Origin of the sequence: Corallibacter sp. (assembly GCF_048381695.1) — a bacterium.
Lineage (GTDB): Bacteria > Bacteroidota > Bacteroidia > Flavobacteriales > Flavobacteriaceae > Corallibacter > Corallibacter vietnamensis.
Map to the genome: position 1 here is coordinate 1 of NZ_JBLXHI010000012.1, position 16,886 is coordinate 16,886.

The following is a 16,886-nucleotide window of genomic DNA, read 5'->3' on the forward strand; positions in this document are numbered from 1 at the left end:
TATCATTTCCAATGTATTTTCAAAATCTATATCCTCACAATATCTTACTTGGTTTACATCACCATCTTCCATAATGCGAAATACAGAAAACAACATTATAATTCTAAATGCTATTAACCCCAAACGTCTAACAGTTGCTATATAGTCATCGGGTTGAAGATTGAGGTATTTGGTTTGAAGCTTCTCAAAAAACACATTAAACTTTTGTTGTTGCTCGGTTGTTAGCCTTACTTCAATATCAGGATTGTTTTTTAGGGTTTTGTATAACCCAAAAAATTCTTTTCCTAATTGGTCGTAATATTCATCTAAACCATTGGTTGTATCAGTTTGAAAAACGTTCTTCCAAGTAGGTTTGATATTCATATAATAAAACATAAAACGACTAAACAATCCATTTTCAGCACTTGGAACCAATGCCTGAATCTGCTTTGGTGTACCAGACAACACCGTTGACAAACAAGGTCTTTCAATATCTACATACTCTCTGTCCGTTCTACGATAGTAACTAATGGTTTCGTGGTGGAATGCTTTACGAAAACCATCGGAATAATTACCGTAATCACTTTTAAAAGCTTGTGCTAAAGTATCTCCTTCGGTTTCAAAAATTAACCCTCTACCTTCATTATCCGATATTAATTGATAAACACCTGTTACACTATTGTTAGCCGGAATAAACAGCATTCTTTCAGGTGGTTTACTCGGTTTTTCCATAGTTTCACTTTTGCCCTTATTCATATTATAAGTAGCCATTTCAACTTGATGCTGTTGTTTTAGGGTTTTGGATTGTTCGCGCTTTTCTTTGTGAACAGGATTTACCAAATTTTTAATTTGGTTTAATCTCCCTTTTCCTGCTGAAGCAGGTGCAGTAACAAATAAATACAAGTTGCTAAACACTTTCCGTTGGTCGTACACACCAAACAATTTAGGAAAACAAGCACTAAATGCTGTTAATGCACCCAACAACAAAATATCACGTTCTTCATTACTGTCTGATGGTTTTACTACTTGTTGCAAAAATGTTGGGATGTTGTTGTAAACTGTTGTAGGTATTGTTGGCAATGGTTGTTTTTCTTCCTCTGGATGTTGCGATACTTCAACAACTTGTTGTTGCTGTTTTGGTTTAATACCAACTTGATGCAAATGGTGGTATAAGGTTGCTATGCTTATACCGTGTCCTTTTGCTTGTAAGCATTTATTATACTGTTCGTCGCATTCTTTATGGTCGTAACCTGAATAATTTCTGCTAATTCTATGGTAGTAATCACGTCCAGCTTCACCGTATTCCTCTGAAATAGCAAAACCAATATCACGCCACTTTTCATACGTATCTGTAATGTCTATACCTGATTGTTCTAATGCGCTGACATATGATTCAATATCATTTGCAACAACTGTTGTTGGGTTGTTGTTGATTGGTTTTTTAGGTACTTCTTTTTGCTCTGGAACAGCTAACCAATCTTTTGGGTTAAATATTTTTGTCATAACTTTTGATGTCTTTTATGTAGGTATGCCAATGGATCGTGGGATAAAAAACACGCTCTGGAAATGTCTTTACCTGATTGGTCTACCTCAATGTTATATGTTTGCTTTATGTAATTGGCCACCGCAATAAAATATTCATTGTGTGACACTTTGGATAAATCGATTCTAATTATCCATTTTAAACCTTCTCCTGAAGGTGATGTAAACAACAATTCGGTTTCAAAATATTCATCGTTCAATAATTGTTGTTTTAGTTCTTCAAGATTCTGCAAATGGTCAAAATCGATTGTCAATAATGATGAATGCTCAATTAAGCTAGCATCATTTCGTTTAGAAAACACGCCTGAAAATGTTACATAATCAAAATGATTTGCTTTAAATTTTCGTGCTTCTTTAGGGTTTTTAATCGCTCTAAATTGCTCTGTGATACTTTTATACTTATCGCTTGTAATACGCTCAAATATTTGGTGTAATCTTACTTTTTCAGTTGGAAAAACATTTCTAATTGGTGCTTTGTAAAAACTGCTGTAAGCATACCAAGTATCATCAGGTGCATCTAACCAGGATAATTCATCTTCTTTTTTAACTTCAAAATTTAGATGCAGTACCTCATTGATTTTTAGTAACAATTCTTCTTCATTAATGATTTTAAAATGATAGGATGCAAAATCGAATACATCACCTTTAAAATCGGTTAATTCTATGTCGTAATGCATTGCCTTATTTTCAACAACATTAATTTGTAATGTTGATTTACCACCATTAAAAGGATTTCGGGTTATCCCGCAGTCCCTTCCTTTTAAGGAAAGGACTGTTGATTTAGGATAATACTGCCTTAATACATAAGCATAAATATTTAACCCGTAATGCGTTTTCTTTAAGATGCTTTCTTTACTTATTTCCATCGCATTTAAAATTTGGGTTATAATAATTGCTTTGTAATAGTTCCTCTATATCAGATACTTTGTAATAAAATTTACCTTGTATCTTGCTATATGGAATCGTACCATTTGAACGGAATGTTTGCAATGTCCGTTGGCTAATATGTAGCGTTTGCATTACGTCCTGATTGTCAATCCACGTATCTTTTAAGCGTTCTGCTCTCGTAGCTCTTATTAATTCGATACGTGCCTTTAAGTCCTTAATCTCTTGTGAGAGTGCCAAGAGTAAATCGATGATTTCAGTCATAACTAAATCCTTCCTTTTTTGATTAAGTAATTAGCTGCCTGTTGCTCGATTTCGTCTTGGGAATCCATACGGTTACGCAATAACCATTGGTCTAATTCCTGACGTTGGAAATAGATTTTTTTACCATTCGGTTTATAGTGTGGAATGGCTCCCGTACTTGTAAGTTTATACAAGTGCGATTGTGATAGTTCTAAATACTGACAAGTTTCATTGAAATTCAATACTTGCTTTTGCAACGTTTGTTGTTCTACTAACAACTTTTCGATGCGTTCTAAACGTTCAATTATTTTAACGTCCATCTTATTATAAATTTTAATTAAAAAATGGACTTCTGCGCAAAAGTCATCCTTGATTGTCAAGGACATAACAAATATTGAAAAAGGTGTTTGGTATAACAGAAAAGAGAAAAAATGGTATTATTAAACCATTGTAAAACAATGATTTACACCGTTTTTGGTATTATCTATTTGGTATTAAGTAGAGAAAATACCACTTTTAAAAAGTGAAGTTTTATTTGATTTGGTCAAGCCAAAAATTGGCTTCAACTAATTTTTGATAGGCTCTTTTTTTAGCACCTAAAAAATTACGGTATTCTTTATCGGCATTACTACCTGGTCCATAACGATGAGCAAAAAATTTATGAATATGTTTACGCTCTATTTTTTTTGATGGTTTATCTTCAAAAAATATCCTTTCATTAAAGTATTTTGCTTCCGTTAGTTTTACCATAAAAGCTGCAAGTAATATTTTTTTGCCCCTTTTTTTAGTATAATTATATTTATCATCAATGATACCTTTTTCATTTAACAACTCCTCTAATTTTGCAAATTCCCTTTGTTTAGTCTTGTTAATAAGTTCGTTATAGGATAAGACATCATTGTTTTCCTCTCTAAAATCACCTTGTATAGCGTTGAAAATTGAACTTTGTTTTACTTGTTTCCTGACCGTTTTTATTTCTGCACCGGTATAGGATTTTACAATTAACTCTTGAGGTGGTTCTTCATTAAAAAATACTTCGTGCAGTTCTTCTATTGTATAAATTTCAGCATCACTTAATTCTGAAAATCGTTCTTGAAGTTCCATAAAAAGCATCATCGCATTAGCCTTTAAAAATGAAATAATATAAGCTTCATCAGATTTATCATTTTGAATTGGCTTTAAAGACAAACTTTCATCAAGATCATTATCCGAAATATAGATGCTAATTTGGTTTAGGTAGTTTTTGATGCGGTTGTATTCTTTATCATACAAGAAAGATAAATGACCAGGTGTCGTATTGATTTCAAGTGCATCATTAATTTGATTAAAATTTTTGATGTACTCGTTTTCTATTAACTTTAAATAGTATTTACGCTTGTTAGAATACGCCTTTTTGAAGTCGATTTCATATTTAGGCGTTGTATTGAGGTATTGCTTTTTAAAGCCTTTTAAAAGCTCTTTAAATTGGTTTTCGGTTCTTTTATCATCAGTAACCTTTTCCACATACAGTAAGTCGATAAATAGGTCTTTAGCCATTTGGGTTAAGGTTTATTCTGTACGCTGCTTGTTTCTTTTTGTCGTCAATTACTTTAGCGTAAATTTGAGTTGTTTTCAAATTCTTATGACCTAACATTTTTGATACTGTATAAATATCAGTACCCAAAGTCAGTTGTAATGTTGCAAAAGAATGACGCGCACAATGGAACGTGATATTCTTCTTAATTTCTGCCTCACCAACCCATTCTTTTAGTAGGTCATAATTTCTCTGAACGTTATTAATATTCTCGAAAACTTTTTTAGTCGATTCGCCTTTTTCTCCTAACAATTCAAATGCTTGTTCGGAAATTGGTAAGGTTTCAGCTCCTTTAGTTTTCTTTTGCTTAAATCTAATAAAATTTCCATAGGTTTCTGAATATTGGATTTCAGACCATTGAAGTTTTGTAATATCTGACCAACGCAAACCTGTAAGGCAGGAAAAAAGAAACGCATTTTTTAATTGTGGATGTCGGCTATCTGTGTTAAAAAGCTTTCTAACTTCTTCTAAAGTTAAAAATTCCATATGTGTATCTTCTTCTTTAAAGTTTTCAACTGAAATAGCAGGATTGTATTGTATTACCTTTTCTTTAACAGCTTGTCGTAATACCGCTAAAAGTTTTTTAAAATATGCTGATTTTGTGTTTTGGCTTAATGGTCTTTTACTTCTGGAAAGTGCTTTTTTGTCTAAATACTCTTTAAAACCTTCTACCCATTCTTCATCTATTCTTTCAAAAGAAATACCTATTGGGTGATAATCTTTTAAATGTTTTAGTGTGCTATTCCATACACCTAAATTGCCTTTACTTTCTGAACGTCTTTCAATCCATTGTTCTAAATACACGAAAAAATTTCCTTGTTTCTTTTCTTTATTTTCAAAACCATAAATATTATTCTGTACCTCTAAATGTCTTTTGGCTCTGATGCTTTCAGCAAGTTGTAAGATTTTCTTGTTTTCTAATTTCTGTGCTTTAGTTAAGGACCCTTTGTCGGGTTCTGGCGTTAAATATAATTTCAAGTACTCGTACTTACGATTTCCGTTTTCGTAATAATCAAGATATAAACTAATTCGTTTCCCTTTTCTACGTTGGCGTAAAGTAACTTTCATTTTCCTTATATTTACTGTGTTAGACTGTGCGTTTTATGAGTGTTGTATGGGCAACAATACGGCAACAAATATAAGCAAAAAAGGGTAGTTTGGCAACAAAAAAGAATGTAAACATTTACATAAACTAATGATTAATAGGTAGATAACAAACAAAAGAAAGATAATGAATTTCCTATCGGAAAGTCCTCGCAAATTTGCTATCTTCGGTTCACGGCGGAAAATCCTCGCGGATTTTCACGCAACGAAACTATACACAAACCGTTAGCTGCAAGCTGAATCAAACCTTGAATTATTATTTTTTTAAAATAAAAATGAAAAGCGATAATTATATTTTTAATTGTCGCTTTTTTTTTATAATTTTATGCTAAATAAGGCACAAACTTTATTTAATCAGTAACTTCAGATAGAAACACAACAAAAAAATCTGAATTACAAATCAAAATAAACACTTTTCTTTTAGTGCCGTAAGCAAAAGTGTAATCAATAAGTTTTTAACTCATTCATTACACTATGCTAAATTTCCAAATTACATTATATAACAAAAACACAGAAGAATTCTTCTTAACCTCAATAAATATTGACTTGAATTGGGTTATCGCTTGTGTGTCTTCTAACGAAATCAAAAAGAATTCAATTAAATTGTTTTTAGATAAGACTAAAATATCAGGTGAACCAATTAAAAAGTTTCAATCGGACAAATATGACTTAATTTTAACACAAACAACTTTAATGAGTATATTAAAAACTAACTTTAATTTCTTTAGTCTTGGAAAAAGACTAATTATTAATAAAGCATACGCACCTGTATTAATATATAATAATTATAAAATCATAATAGATGATCTGTCCTTGGAAACACCAAAATGGTCGAAGAAAAGAATTATTAGAACAATTAATTCATCCTAAAATAAGTTAATACATCCTAGGATTTAGTCTTTTGTCCTAGAATTCAAAAAAAATGCATTAAATAATTTATATTGAGTCAGTTATAAACCTTAAAAATTTTTATTATGAGTAGAAAAAAGTACATACAAGGACAAAAAGATGCCGCTTCAAGAAAAGGATATAATGACGGCACGAACATAGGAACTGATATTTTTGATTGGATTTCTGGCCCAACTCAAAAAGAGCTGAAAGAAAGAAAAGCCTATAGAGATGGGTATAATAATGGAAAAAAACAAAGAAACTAATCTTTATACTTGAATTTTAAAAGCCATTCTATTTAGGATGGCTTTTTTATATTTATGTAAATTATTGTCTTCATAAAATAAGCCAGCAGCTAACACCGTATATAATTTATTGCTAGTTCTAGCTTACTTCTGTAAAAATTAGCTACGCACAGTTCATTGCGCTTATGTACATTCGGTTTGTATTTGCTAAATTACTTGTTAAACCACGCAATAAGTCATACACAAATCCCTTGCAGCATAAACAAAAGAAATGCTGGGCTTAAATTCAATAATATGAAAAAAGATAAAAACGTTAGATAACGTAAAGGCGAAATTGAGTACCGAACTTCTTTCAATCAAGAACAAGCAGATTTGACTGATGACGAAAAAGTTACTCGAATTTATACAACCAAATAATACACGTATCTTTAGACTATAAAACACTGAATATGGTCTATAAATTAACAGCATATATCATTTTTTAACTTATAGCTATATTTCAGGATGAAATTGTCAAACAAAATTTTAAATATGAAGCAAACCTTACTACTGTTATGTATTTTATTCATCAGCTGTAATACAGAAAATAAACAAGATGAGTTAAAACCAGAAAAACCAACAGAACAAAAAAATAATAAAATCAAAGTTTTAAACTTCGGAACATTTCACTTTGGTTATACCCCTGATGCTAACAAAACAGAGTTTGACGAACATAGCGAAAAAGCACAAAAAGAAATTAGAGAAATCTCAAAAATGTTAGCACAGTTTAAGCCTACAATAATATGTATTGAAAACCTACCAAAATTTAATACTGAAATTAATAAAGCCTATCAAGATTTTTTAGATAACCCTTCTACATTAAATACTAATTATGGAGAAAGTAGTATGATTGGTTTTGATGTAGGTAGATTGAGTGGTGTAAAAAAAATATATGGCATAGATAACCATATGGGCTATAATTATAGTGTTGGAGATTTTATAGAAAACAGTCCTGAATATACAAATAGCATCGATTCAAAAACATATTTACAACTAACAAATGAGCCATTTAAAGATTATCCTGAAATGGCTAAACGCGAAAAAAATTATGATAAATTATCATTACTTGAGAAATTAAAATTAATTAATGAACCTTTACATCTTGATTATTCAATAAATACCAATGCTGATAAATTACTTTATGTAGGCATAGAAGACGGCTTTGAAGGTGCTGATAATGCAGCTATCTTCTATCATAGAAATATGAAGATATATTCTAACCTAAATAGGATTCCAATGACAAAAAACGACAGGGTATTTATAATTATGGGGACTGCTCATACTGCTTTTTTAAGGGAGTTTATGAGAAGAAGCCCCAAATTTGAAATGGTAAACACATTAGAATATCTAAAATAAAAAACTAGCTACAACACAACACCATATAAAATTAATTGTAAGAGAAAACCATTAATGAAAAAAATAAGCTTTCTTTTTTTAGTTATAATTTCAACTCTAGCATACAGCCAGGAAATAGATACGCTTTCATTCTATTCAAAAGCATTTAAAGAAGAAAGAACTGTTTACATATACAAACCTGAATTTTATAAATACAAATCAGACACTGTTAAACTCCCTGTAATATATCTACTTGATGGTCAGAACAAATGGTTTATTGACCCTGCAATTTCTGATATTCAGTTTCTACGATTTACAAAAGAGATTCCGAGTGCTATTGTCGTTGTCATTCCTTTAAAAAATAGAATAAAAGAATGCGCTCTTGCGGATTTAGGAACCAGATTGCCACTAGACGAATTTATTACCAAAGAGCTAGACGAAGCGTTAAAAAAATATAATCCCAATGACTTTAAAATAAGTATTGGGCACTCTTTTTCAGCGTCATTTTTATTGTACTCATTTTACAAACACCCCGATTATTATACAGCTGTAATTGCAAATTCGCCATTTGATCACATGAAAATGCTTGTTGATGGTTTTGAGCAGGTAAAAACAATCGATAAATCAAAAATTTCAATCGCCATAGGCAGTGTCGAAAAAGATGGTGCACACAGAAAAAAATATGACCAATTGAAAAATCAATATGCATCATTTTTTAGTTCAATTAATACGTTTGAAGCCAATTATTCTGCGCACAATTCAGTACCAATTGCTGCAAACCCAACATTACTGACAAAAGTATTTGCCGATTTTAGAAATCGCTACTCCGAAATTGCAAAAGTAGATATGGCATATAAACTTGTAGCGAATCCCGGTTCAATAGCTGAAGAATTGAATAAAATAGCGCTAGCTTCAAAAGTTGGGAATTATAATTATCCACCTGAAATTTCTGATATAAATGGAATAGCTTCTCGCTATTGGAACAACAAACTTAACGACTATGCTACTAAAGTGTATGAACTTGGGGTTAAATATTATCCCAATTATTATGAGTTTTATATATCACTTTACGAGTTAACACATGACAAGGACAGCGCTAGTGCAAAAAATCACTTAAATAAAGCACTATTTCTATTAGAAACGGTTGAGGACAATTGGGCAGGAAAACATGAGTTAATTGAAGAAATAAAAGTCGAAAAAACAAAAAACGGCTGGTAATAGACCTTTAAAAAAAAAATTGATTTAAATACTTATAAGTTAATAACAGTATTTTTCACTCTAAAAATGCTAGACTATGAAGGTTATGCTTTTTCTTTAGGCTTGTACATTACAATGATTTGAATAATAATAGCCAGGAAAACAAGCATATAAATTTCTATTTGTGTAAAAAGTTCTACGGTATCAACGGCACGCTTGCTTATAGACATTTGCCTGCTACCTTCGTTGAGTTGAATTTTTGAGAGATCGTTTAAATTTGCTTTTACGCGTTCAAAATGCTTTATTAATTTGGTACTAGAAGCGTTGTTTTCAGAATCAATCAAGCCTTGAATATTGGCTTTAAAATCGGTAAAAACTTGCGCTTCTTTTTGTGTTAATTTAGTTTCTTCAAATCTTGATATTAAAGCTTGTAATGACGTATTTACAGCTGCATTTTTCACCTTAAAAAAAGTAGTATCTGCCATAGCTACAGCAAGTTCTTTTTCTTGAACTAGTTTTAGCATGTCAAATATTAAGTCGTTTGCAATGAGTCTGTCTTCGTAAATAGTTACAACCGAATCACGAACACGAACAAAGTTGTTTTTATCAATAAGATTTGTTGTAATGATAAGAACAAAAATCATTAATATACCTAGCACCCACTTTATTTTATTATACAATGTCATACTTACAAGGTTTGAAAAAATTTAATTACGAAGATACAAAAAACCTTGCTTAACAACATTGATAGTCTTGTAATAGAGATGGTAAAACTTACAAAAAATCTGTTTGAAAAAGCATATCAAGCATGTTATCACACTAATTAATAATAGAAAGCTGAAGACATTTATGCCCTAGTGCTAAATAACGTACCAGAGTGTCATAAAAAAATGGCTTACAGCGCCAGCCAAAACAAATAAATGCCAAATAACATGATTGTAAGGTATGCGTTCTATAGCATAAAACACAATACCTATGGTGTAAAAGAAGCCACCTGCAAACAAATAAAACAAACCGTTTGTGCCAAGTATTTGAGCAAGATAAGTATAGTCAAAAACTACTAACCAACCCATTGCTAGATATAATACAACAGAAAATGCTTCGTACTTACCGGTAAAAAATAGTTTTAAAATGAGTCCGAATGCAGCAATAGCCCAAACCGTATAAAACAATACCCAACCGTTGCTTTGCTCTAAAGCTATTAAAGAAACTGGCGTGTAAGTACCAGCTATAAGCAAGTAAATACTTACGTGGTCTAAAATTCTAAAATAATGTTTTTGCTTTTGGTTACTAACGGCGTGATATAATGTAGATGAAAGAAATAAAATGATTATAGTGGCTCCATAAACAGCAACACTAAACACGCTATAAGGTGTTTTGTGTGTGTTATACATAATGAGTAATACCAAAGCTACAACACCAAAAATAGCTCCTATTGCATGAGTTGCTGTGTTAAGACGTTCTTCAAAAGGTGTTTGAATGCGCATTATTCAGGTTTATTACTATTAAGCCACTTATCAGAAAGCTTTAAAAAATCAATATCTAAAGCCGGATCTTGTTTTTCTAATAATCCGCTTTGAAAATTACGTTGTAAAATATCTTCAATAAGATAGTCTTCTTTATTGTTTTCAGGATCAAAAACCTCTTTTAGCGAAATATCAAACAAGTTTGCTGTGCCATTATACCAAAAAGCACGCCAACCGCTACGCAATTCTTTTATTAAATCGAATGTTGTAATACCTGTTTGCCTATGTACTAATTTCACTAATATTTGTCCTTCGGTACGTGTTAGTTTTTTAAGCTGTTCAGAGAACTCATCTTCAATATACTCTTGTATAATTTTTGTATATCGTTTTCTGTCGCGCTTACTTGTCATCAAATCCAAACGCTGATTTAATGACTCTAACCGTTCTGCAGCTAATTTGGCATACGGATATACTTTTATGGTTTTTCTTCTTAAAATAAGATAGCGTTTACGTTCTTCTCTACTATCAAACTTTAATCTATGTAATACCAAAACCTCATCAAGATCTATAGCTGTATGCGGTATAGAGTCGCCTTCTATAATAATATAAGCGACTTCGGTAGAGTCTTTTATAACAGGTGCCGTTTGGCCAATAGCCAATATGGGTAACAAAAACAATATGTAACGTAATGTATGCATATATAATAAACGTGCTAAAACTGTTTTAAAATAGACATTTCAAAATTAATAATTTACAAAAGCATTAACCTTAAAATACTATTAATATTATTATTTTAGTGAAAAATTTAAAACATGGCAAAAAAGAGTATACTCAATAAAAAGTCTATGGACTTTTTAGAAACATATTTAAACAATGCAGCTCCAACCGGTTATGAATGGGATGGACAAAAAATATGGATGGATTATTTAAAACCTTATGTAGATGAATTTATTACAGATACATACGGAACCGCTGTTGGTGTAATAAATCCAGAAGCAAAATACAAAGTGGTAATTGAAGGACATGCTGATGAAATTTCGTGGTATGTAAATTATATTACCGACAACGGATTAATTCATGTAATAAGAAATGGTGGTAGTGATCATCAAATAGCACCTAGTAAAATAGTAAATATTCATACTAAAAAAGGGATTGTAAAAGGTGTTTTTGGTTGGCCTGCTATACACACTAGAAACAAAGCTAAAGAGCAAGCTCCTACTCTAGAAAACATTACTATAGATGTTGGTGCGAAAGATAAAGAAGAAGTTGAAAAAATGGGTGTTCATGTTGGTTGCGTAATTACGTATCCTGATGAGTTTCATATTTTAAACGAAGACAAGTTTGTATGTCGTGCATTAGATAACCGTATGGGTGGTTTTATGATTGCTGAAGTAGCGCGTTTGCTTCATGAAAACAAAAAGAAATTGCCTTTTGGACTTTACATAACAAACTCGGTACAAGAAGAAATAGGCTTACGTGGTGCTGAAATGATAACGCAAACCATAAAACCAAATGTAGCCATAGTTACTGATGTAACTCATGACACCACAACGCCTATGATTGATAAAAAGAAAGAAGGCCATTTAGAACTTGGTTTAGGTCCTGTTGTGGCTTATGCTCCTGCTGTACAGCAAAAATTACGTGACTTAATTACTGAAACAGCCGAAGAAAAAAATATCCCGTTTCAGCGTTCAGCCTTATCAAGAGCCACAGGAACTGACACAGATGCTTTTGCTTATAGCAATGGTGGTGTTGCCTCTGCATTAATTTCATTACCATTACGCTATATGCATACTACGGTAGAAATGGTACATCGTGAAGATGTAGAGAATGTTATAAAATTGATTTACGAATCGTTGCTTAAAATTGAAGATGGCGAGACGTTTTCATATTTTAGCTAATAATAAAGCCTCTTAATAAAAGAGGCTTTTTTTAATTTTTATAATGACTGAAGAACTTATAGATATTGTTAGCGAAAACGGTAAGCCCACTGGAAAAACTGCTTTAAAGTCAGTAATACACCGTGAAGGCCATTATCACAATACAGCGCATATTTGGCTATACACTAATAACCATGAGATTTTATTAGCGCAACGCAGTTTTAAAAAAGCTATTTGCCCGGGACTTTGGGATGTTTCAGTTGCTGGACATGTTGATGCTGGAGAAACCATAAAACAAGCTGCCATTCGAGAAACACAAGAAGAAATTAGTCTAAATATTAAGCAAGAAGATTTACATCAAATTGGTGTGTTTCCTTGTTTTCAAAGCTATGATAATGGTATTATTGATAACGAGTTTCATCATACTTTTATAGCTAAACTTAAAGTTTCTATAGAAGAGTTAAAGCCTCAACCAAATGAGGTTGAAGCCTTAAAACTTGTCCCGATTGATACGTGTTTCTCCCTACTAATTAATAGCTATACTAATAATCATTTTGTTGCATCAAACCGAGCTTATTATGAAATGGTTTTTGATTCAATTAAAAAGTACTTAATTTAATAAACATTTACAGCAAAAAACACAATGGACCTTCTCTTATCAGCAATAGCGCCTGTTTTTATAATTATCATCTACATTTATGTAAAAGACAAATACGAGAAAGAACCTAAACTTCTACTCTTTTATTGTTTTTTATTCGGTGCTTTTATAAGCATTTTTATTACTACTATTATGTATGTAATATTTGATATGATATTGCCACTAGATAGCGCCAGTGTTTTACAGCAATTTATAAAAGCCTTCTTTGTGGTTGGCTTTACTGAAGAGTTTAGTAAATATATCATTGTCAGGTTTTTTGCCCAACCAAAAAAAGATTTTAACGAACCCTTTGATGGTATTGTTTACGCCGTTATGGTATCAATGGGTTTTGCTGCTACAGAAAATATTATGTATGTATTGCAAGCCGGACAAGGTGGATACCAAGTTGCTTTTTTAAGAGCTTTTACAGCAGTTCCTGCTCATGCTACATTTGCTATTTTAATGGGATATTTCATGGGGAAAGCTAAATTCTCAAATAACAGAGTAAAGCTTAATTTAATAGGGCTTTTACTCGCCATATTATTTCATGGTGCTTATGATTTCTTTTTGTTTATAGATTTCATTCCTGGTATTTGGGTTGGCGCATTTGTATCTCTTGCTATTGGATTAATTTTGGCTAGAAAGGCTATAAAGCGCCATCAAAACAATTCGCATTTTAAAATAGAATAATTCATTTTACACAATATACTTTTGCCTTGATATGAATCTCATGAAAAATACAATTGCCGAAAGAATTGCAGATTTTTTAAAACGTTTTCCTCCTTTTGATTTGCTTAAAAAAGTTCAATTATTAGAGATTGCCAAGCAAGTATCAATAAAATACCTAGATAAAGGTCAGGTTATTTACAATCAAAACGACGCTCTTCACGAACATTTTTATATGATTCATAAAGGAGCAGTCTCACTATCTAAAACAATAGATAACACTTCAGAAGTTATTGATAAGTTTGATGAAGGTGATATTTTTGGTTTACGCCCACTTTTTGCCCAAGAAAACTATGCTATTACATCTATAACCGAAGAAGAATGTATTCTTTACAGTATTCCTATTGCTGTTTTTAAACCTATTGCAGAAAAAAATAAAAACATAGGCAAATACCTTTTAGAAAGTTTTGCATCAAATACCGAAAACCCTTTTTCTAAAGAGCACCAATTACGCTTTTTTTCTGATACCGAAGTTGTCATTAATCAACCAGACAATCTTTATGAACTTCAACCAGTTAGATACATAAAAAAAGTTGTCACTGCAAAGCCAAAATCAAAAATAAAAACCATTGCCAAACTAATGAGCTCTAAAAACATAAGCTCTATTATCATTATTGAAGATGACTATCCTATTGGCATTGTTACTGACAAAGATTTGAGAAACAAAGTAGCTACAGGCATACATACTATAGGAGAATCTGTAACAAATATTATGAATTCACCTGTGCTTTGCTATCCCAAAAACCTAACTATAGCACAAGCCCAAATCACAATGATGAAACATAAAATTGGGCATTTGTGTATTACTGAAGACGGCACGCCTAACTCAAAACTTGTAGGCCTTGTATCTGATCACGATATAACTCTCATGAAAGGCAGTAATCCATCTGTACTCATGAAAGCTATAAAACGCTCTAACACAACCAAAGATTTAAAACGCATTAGAGAAAAAATCACTGTATTACTTAAAGGGTATATTATGCAAAATATACCGCTTACACATACAAGTAAAATTATATTTGAACTGAATGATGCTACCATAAAAAGAGTCATAGAGCGATGCATTGAAAAAATGAAAGAAGAACCACCTGTTAGCTTTGCTTGGATGTCTTTAGGTAGTCAAGGACGAAAAGAACAACTTTTGCAAACTGATCAGGATAATGCTATTGTTTTTGAAAACGTTCCTGAAGAAGAGCTTGAACAAGTAAGAGCCTATTTTTTAAAACTCGCTAAAAAAGTAAATAAACGATTAAATACCATTGGGTTTGAATTTTGTAATGCCGATATGATGGCAAAAAATCCAAAATGGTGTTTAAGTCTCAATGAGTGGAAAACACAATTCAGTAGTTGGACAACAAATACAGGTAATGATGAAATCTTATTAGCCTCTATCCTATTCGATTTTGATATTAGCTATGGTAACGCTGCACTTACTAACGAACTTTCAGAACATGTATTAAGTATTACAAAAGACAACTCTTTATTTTTAAGCAAACTTGGTATTAGTGCTTTAAGAAGCGCATCGCCGTTAGGATTTTTTAGGCAGTTTCTTGTTGAAAGTGATGGTAAACACAAGGATTTCTTCGATTTAAAAAAACGTGCGCTTATGCCATTAATAGATGCCGGTCGTTTACTTGCATTAACTTATCAAATAAAAAACATTAATAACACAGCAGAACGTTTTGAGAAATTAGCCGAACTTTTCCCTGTCAATAAAGAACTTTATTTAGCGTGTTCTTACGCCTTTAAAGCGTTGTTAAAATTCAGAACAAAGCATGGTCTCATCAATAATGATAATGGTAGATTTATTGAATTAGAAATTATGACCAAAGAAGAAAAAATGAAGCTAAAACGATGTTTTAAAACTATAGCATCACTACAAGAGTTTATTAAAGTTAGGTTTAATTTAAATACCTTAATGTAATGATTAGGCAGTTTTTTAATAAAAAACCAACACCGGAATATCCAAAGTATTGGTTAGACTATGAGGCTTTGTTTGCTACCACTAAACGCAGTGAATTGCACAATACACGCTTTGTTGTTCTTGATACTGAAACTACGGGTTTTGATTATGAAAAAGACCGTGTACTATGCATTGGTGCCGTTGATGTTTTTAATAATGAAATCAATGTTGCCAACGCCTTTGAAGTATATATTAAACAAGAACATTTTAATGAAAACACCGTAGAGATTCACGGAATCATAAAAAATGAACGTATTGAAACCACAACCGAAGAAGATGCCTTAAAGCTGTTCTTAAACTATATTGGCAATAGCATTTTAGTGGCACATCATGCTCGGTTTGACATCACTATGATTAATAAAATGCTTCTGCGTCATAACTTACCCAAACTTAAAAACAGCGTTTTAGATACCGTAAATTTATATCGCGCGACACGCATTAAATCTAACCTTATCAAACAAGATAAATACACCCTTGACGAAATTGCAGAAAATTATGTGCTTGATGTTTCTGATAGACATACAGCTGCTGGAGATGCACTTCTCACTGCCATTATATTCTTAAAAACAACAACAATATTAAAGAATAACAAAGGGTTAACTCTAAAAAAAATGTTCAAACTATAAGCTTTCGTTAAAAAACTAGTAGCTTTTCTCAAACGTTTTAGTTTATGTATCTTTACGGCTCTAAAACATCATTTCATGAAAACATTTAAAGCATCTGTAAACAATACAGATCATTTTGAAATTTCAAACGAAAGCATCCAAAACCTTGATGTCGTTCCTACAAAAGCAAATACATTTCACATTCTAAAAAATAATCAATCTTTTAATGCTGAAATCATAGAAAAAGATTTCAATAACAAAACCTATGCTGTGAAAGTAAACAACACAGTATATAATGTTGCAATTGCTGATTATTTAGATCAACTTATTAAAGACATGGGATTTGAAGTAGGTGCTTCTAAACATGTAAACGATATAAAAGCGCCAATGCCAGGGCTTATCCTAGATATTAGCGTATCACAAGGTCAAGAAGTTAAAGAAAATGACACATTGCTTATCCTTGAAGCTATGAAGATGGAAAACGTATTAACATCTCCACGTGATGGTGTTATAAAAACCATTTCTGTAGCAAAAGGCGATGCTGTTGACAAAAACCAACTATTAATAGAATTTGAATAA

Annotated in this window: 18 protein-coding genes; 9 read left to right on the forward strand and 9 right to left on the reverse strand. The window is 31.7% G+C overall.

The features are described from left to right. The 6 genes from ACN5J3_RS12775 to ACN5J3_RS12800 form a co-directional block, all read right to left on the reverse strand. Positions 1-1,482: DUF3987 domain-containing protein (locus tag ACN5J3_RS12775; RefSeq protein ID WP_418511985.1), on the reverse strand; the 1,482-nt coding region annotated here is incomplete at its 3' end. Further along, positions 1,479-2,387 carry a BT4734/BF3469 family protein gene (locus tag ACN5J3_RS12780; protein ID WP_418511986.1) on the reverse strand — a complete coding sequence of 303 codons (909 nt, stop codon included), beginning with the start codon at positions 2,385-2,387 and terminating at the stop codon, positions 1,479-1,481. The genes ACN5J3_RS12775 and ACN5J3_RS12780, both read right to left, overlap by 4 nt. Next, the gene (locus tag ACN5J3_RS12785) at positions 2,374-2,670 is read right to left on the reverse strand and encodes a helix-turn-helix domain-containing protein (RefSeq protein ID WP_072349425.1); all 297 of its coding nucleotides are present in this window, start codon (positions 2,668-2,670) and stop codon (positions 2,374-2,376) included. Before ACN5J3_RS12785 ends, ACN5J3_RS12780 begins: the two co-directional genes overlap by 14 nt. 2 nt (positions 2,671-2,672) lie before the next feature. Then, positions 2,673-2,969: a helix-turn-helix domain-containing protein gene (locus ACN5J3_RS12790; protein WP_093026613.1), complete on the reverse strand. Its 297-nt coding sequence runs from the start codon at positions 2,967-2,969 to the stop codon at positions 2,673-2,675. Between the two features lie 211 nt (positions 2,970-3,180). Next, a complete protein-coding gene (locus ACN5J3_RS12795; RefSeq protein ID WP_418511987.1) occupies positions 3,181-4,185 on the reverse strand; it encodes a DUF6617 family protein in 1,005 nt (334 codons plus the stop codon). After that, the gene (locus tag ACN5J3_RS12800) at positions 4,178-5,290 is read right to left on the reverse strand and encodes a site-specific integrase (RefSeq protein ID WP_125466316.1); all 1,113 of its coding nucleotides are present in this window, start codon (positions 5,288-5,290) and stop codon (positions 4,178-4,180) included. Before ACN5J3_RS12800 ends, ACN5J3_RS12795 begins: the two co-directional genes overlap by 8 nt. A 1,010-nt stretch (positions 5,291-6,300) precedes the next feature. Between ACN5J3_RS12800 and ACN5J3_RS12805 the strand changes: the two genes are divergently transcribed. From ACN5J3_RS12805 to ACN5J3_RS12815, 3 genes are all read left to right on the forward strand, one after another. Continuing rightward, entirely contained in the window at positions 6,301-6,480 is a 180-nt protein-coding gene (locus ACN5J3_RS12805) for a hypothetical protein (RefSeq protein WP_418511988.1), read from the forward strand. Positions 6,481-6,990: 510 nt separating this feature from the next. Beyond that, a complete protein-coding gene (locus ACN5J3_RS12810) occupies positions 6,991-7,854 on the forward strand; it encodes a DUF5694 domain-containing protein (RefSeq protein ID WP_417291185.1) in 864 nt (287 codons plus the stop codon). A 54-nt stretch (positions 7,855-7,908) separates the two neighbouring features. Then, positions 7,909-9,051 carry an alpha/beta hydrolase-fold protein gene (locus ACN5J3_RS12815; RefSeq protein WP_418511989.1) on the forward strand — a complete coding sequence of 381 codons (1,143 nt, stop codon included), beginning with the start codon at positions 7,909-7,911 and terminating at the stop codon, positions 9,049-9,051. Between the two features lie 83 nt (positions 9,052-9,134). On the opposite strand, the gene ACN5J3_RS12820 is transcribed toward ACN5J3_RS12815, so the two are convergent. The 3 genes from ACN5J3_RS12820 to ACN5J3_RS12830 all read right to left on the reverse strand — a co-directional run bounded on the left by ACN5J3_RS12820 (position 9,135) and on the right by ACN5J3_RS12830 (position 11,194). After that, positions 9,135-9,716: an MCP four helix bundle domain-containing protein gene (locus ACN5J3_RS12820; RefSeq protein WP_417291187.1), complete on the reverse strand. Its 582-nt coding sequence runs from the start codon at positions 9,714-9,716 to the stop codon at positions 9,135-9,137. 174 nt (positions 9,717-9,890) lie between these two features. Further along, positions 9,891-10,517 carry a PAQR family membrane homeostasis protein TrhA gene (trhA, locus tag ACN5J3_RS12825; protein ID WP_344730749.1) on the reverse strand — a complete coding sequence of 209 codons (627 nt, stop codon included), beginning with the start codon at positions 10,515-10,517 and terminating at the stop codon, positions 9,891-9,893. Beyond that, positions 10,517-11,194, reverse strand: coding sequence for a DUF4294 domain-containing protein (locus tag ACN5J3_RS12830; protein ID WP_417291188.1), 678 nt, complete (start codon positions 11,192-11,194; stop codon positions 10,517-10,519). The genes trhA and ACN5J3_RS12830 overlap by 1 nt, the downstream gene beginning before the upstream one ends. 114 nt (positions 11,195-11,308) lie before the next feature. Between ACN5J3_RS12830 and ACN5J3_RS12835 the strand changes: the two genes are divergently transcribed. The 6 genes from ACN5J3_RS12835 to ACN5J3_RS12860 all read left to right on the forward strand — a co-directional run bounded on the left by ACN5J3_RS12835 (position 11,309) and on the right by ACN5J3_RS12860 (position 16,886). Further along, positions 11,309-12,397: a M42 family metallopeptidase gene (locus tag ACN5J3_RS12835; RefSeq protein WP_418511990.1), complete on the forward strand. Its 1,089-nt coding sequence runs from the start codon at positions 11,309-11,311 to the stop codon at positions 12,395-12,397. 43 nt (positions 12,398-12,440) lie between these two features. Beyond that, a complete protein-coding gene (locus ACN5J3_RS12840) occupies positions 12,441-12,995 on the forward strand; it encodes an NUDIX hydrolase (protein WP_418511991.1) in 555 nt (184 codons plus the stop codon). A 24-nt stretch (positions 12,996-13,019) separates the two neighbouring features. Beyond that, a complete protein-coding gene (locus tag ACN5J3_RS12845) occupies positions 13,020-13,703 on the forward strand; it encodes a PrsW family intramembrane metalloprotease (RefSeq protein ID WP_418511992.1) in 684 nt (227 codons plus the stop codon). Between the two features lie 40 nt (positions 13,704-13,743). Further along, positions 13,744-15,663, forward strand: coding sequence for a DUF294 nucleotidyltransferase-like domain-containing protein (locus ACN5J3_RS12850; protein ID WP_418511993.1), 1,920 nt, complete (start codon positions 13,744-13,746; stop codon positions 15,661-15,663). Further along, positions 15,663-16,328, forward strand: coding sequence for a PolC-type DNA polymerase III (locus tag ACN5J3_RS12855; protein WP_418511994.1), 666 nt, complete (start codon positions 15,663-15,665; stop codon positions 16,326-16,328). The genes ACN5J3_RS12850 and ACN5J3_RS12855 overlap by 1 nt, the downstream gene beginning before the upstream one ends. Before the next feature lie 75 nt (positions 16,329-16,403). Beyond that, positions 16,404-16,886, forward strand: a complete 483-nt coding sequence (locus ACN5J3_RS12860; RefSeq protein WP_417291200.1) for a biotin/lipoyl-containing protein — start codon at positions 16,404-16,406, stop codon at positions 16,884-16,886.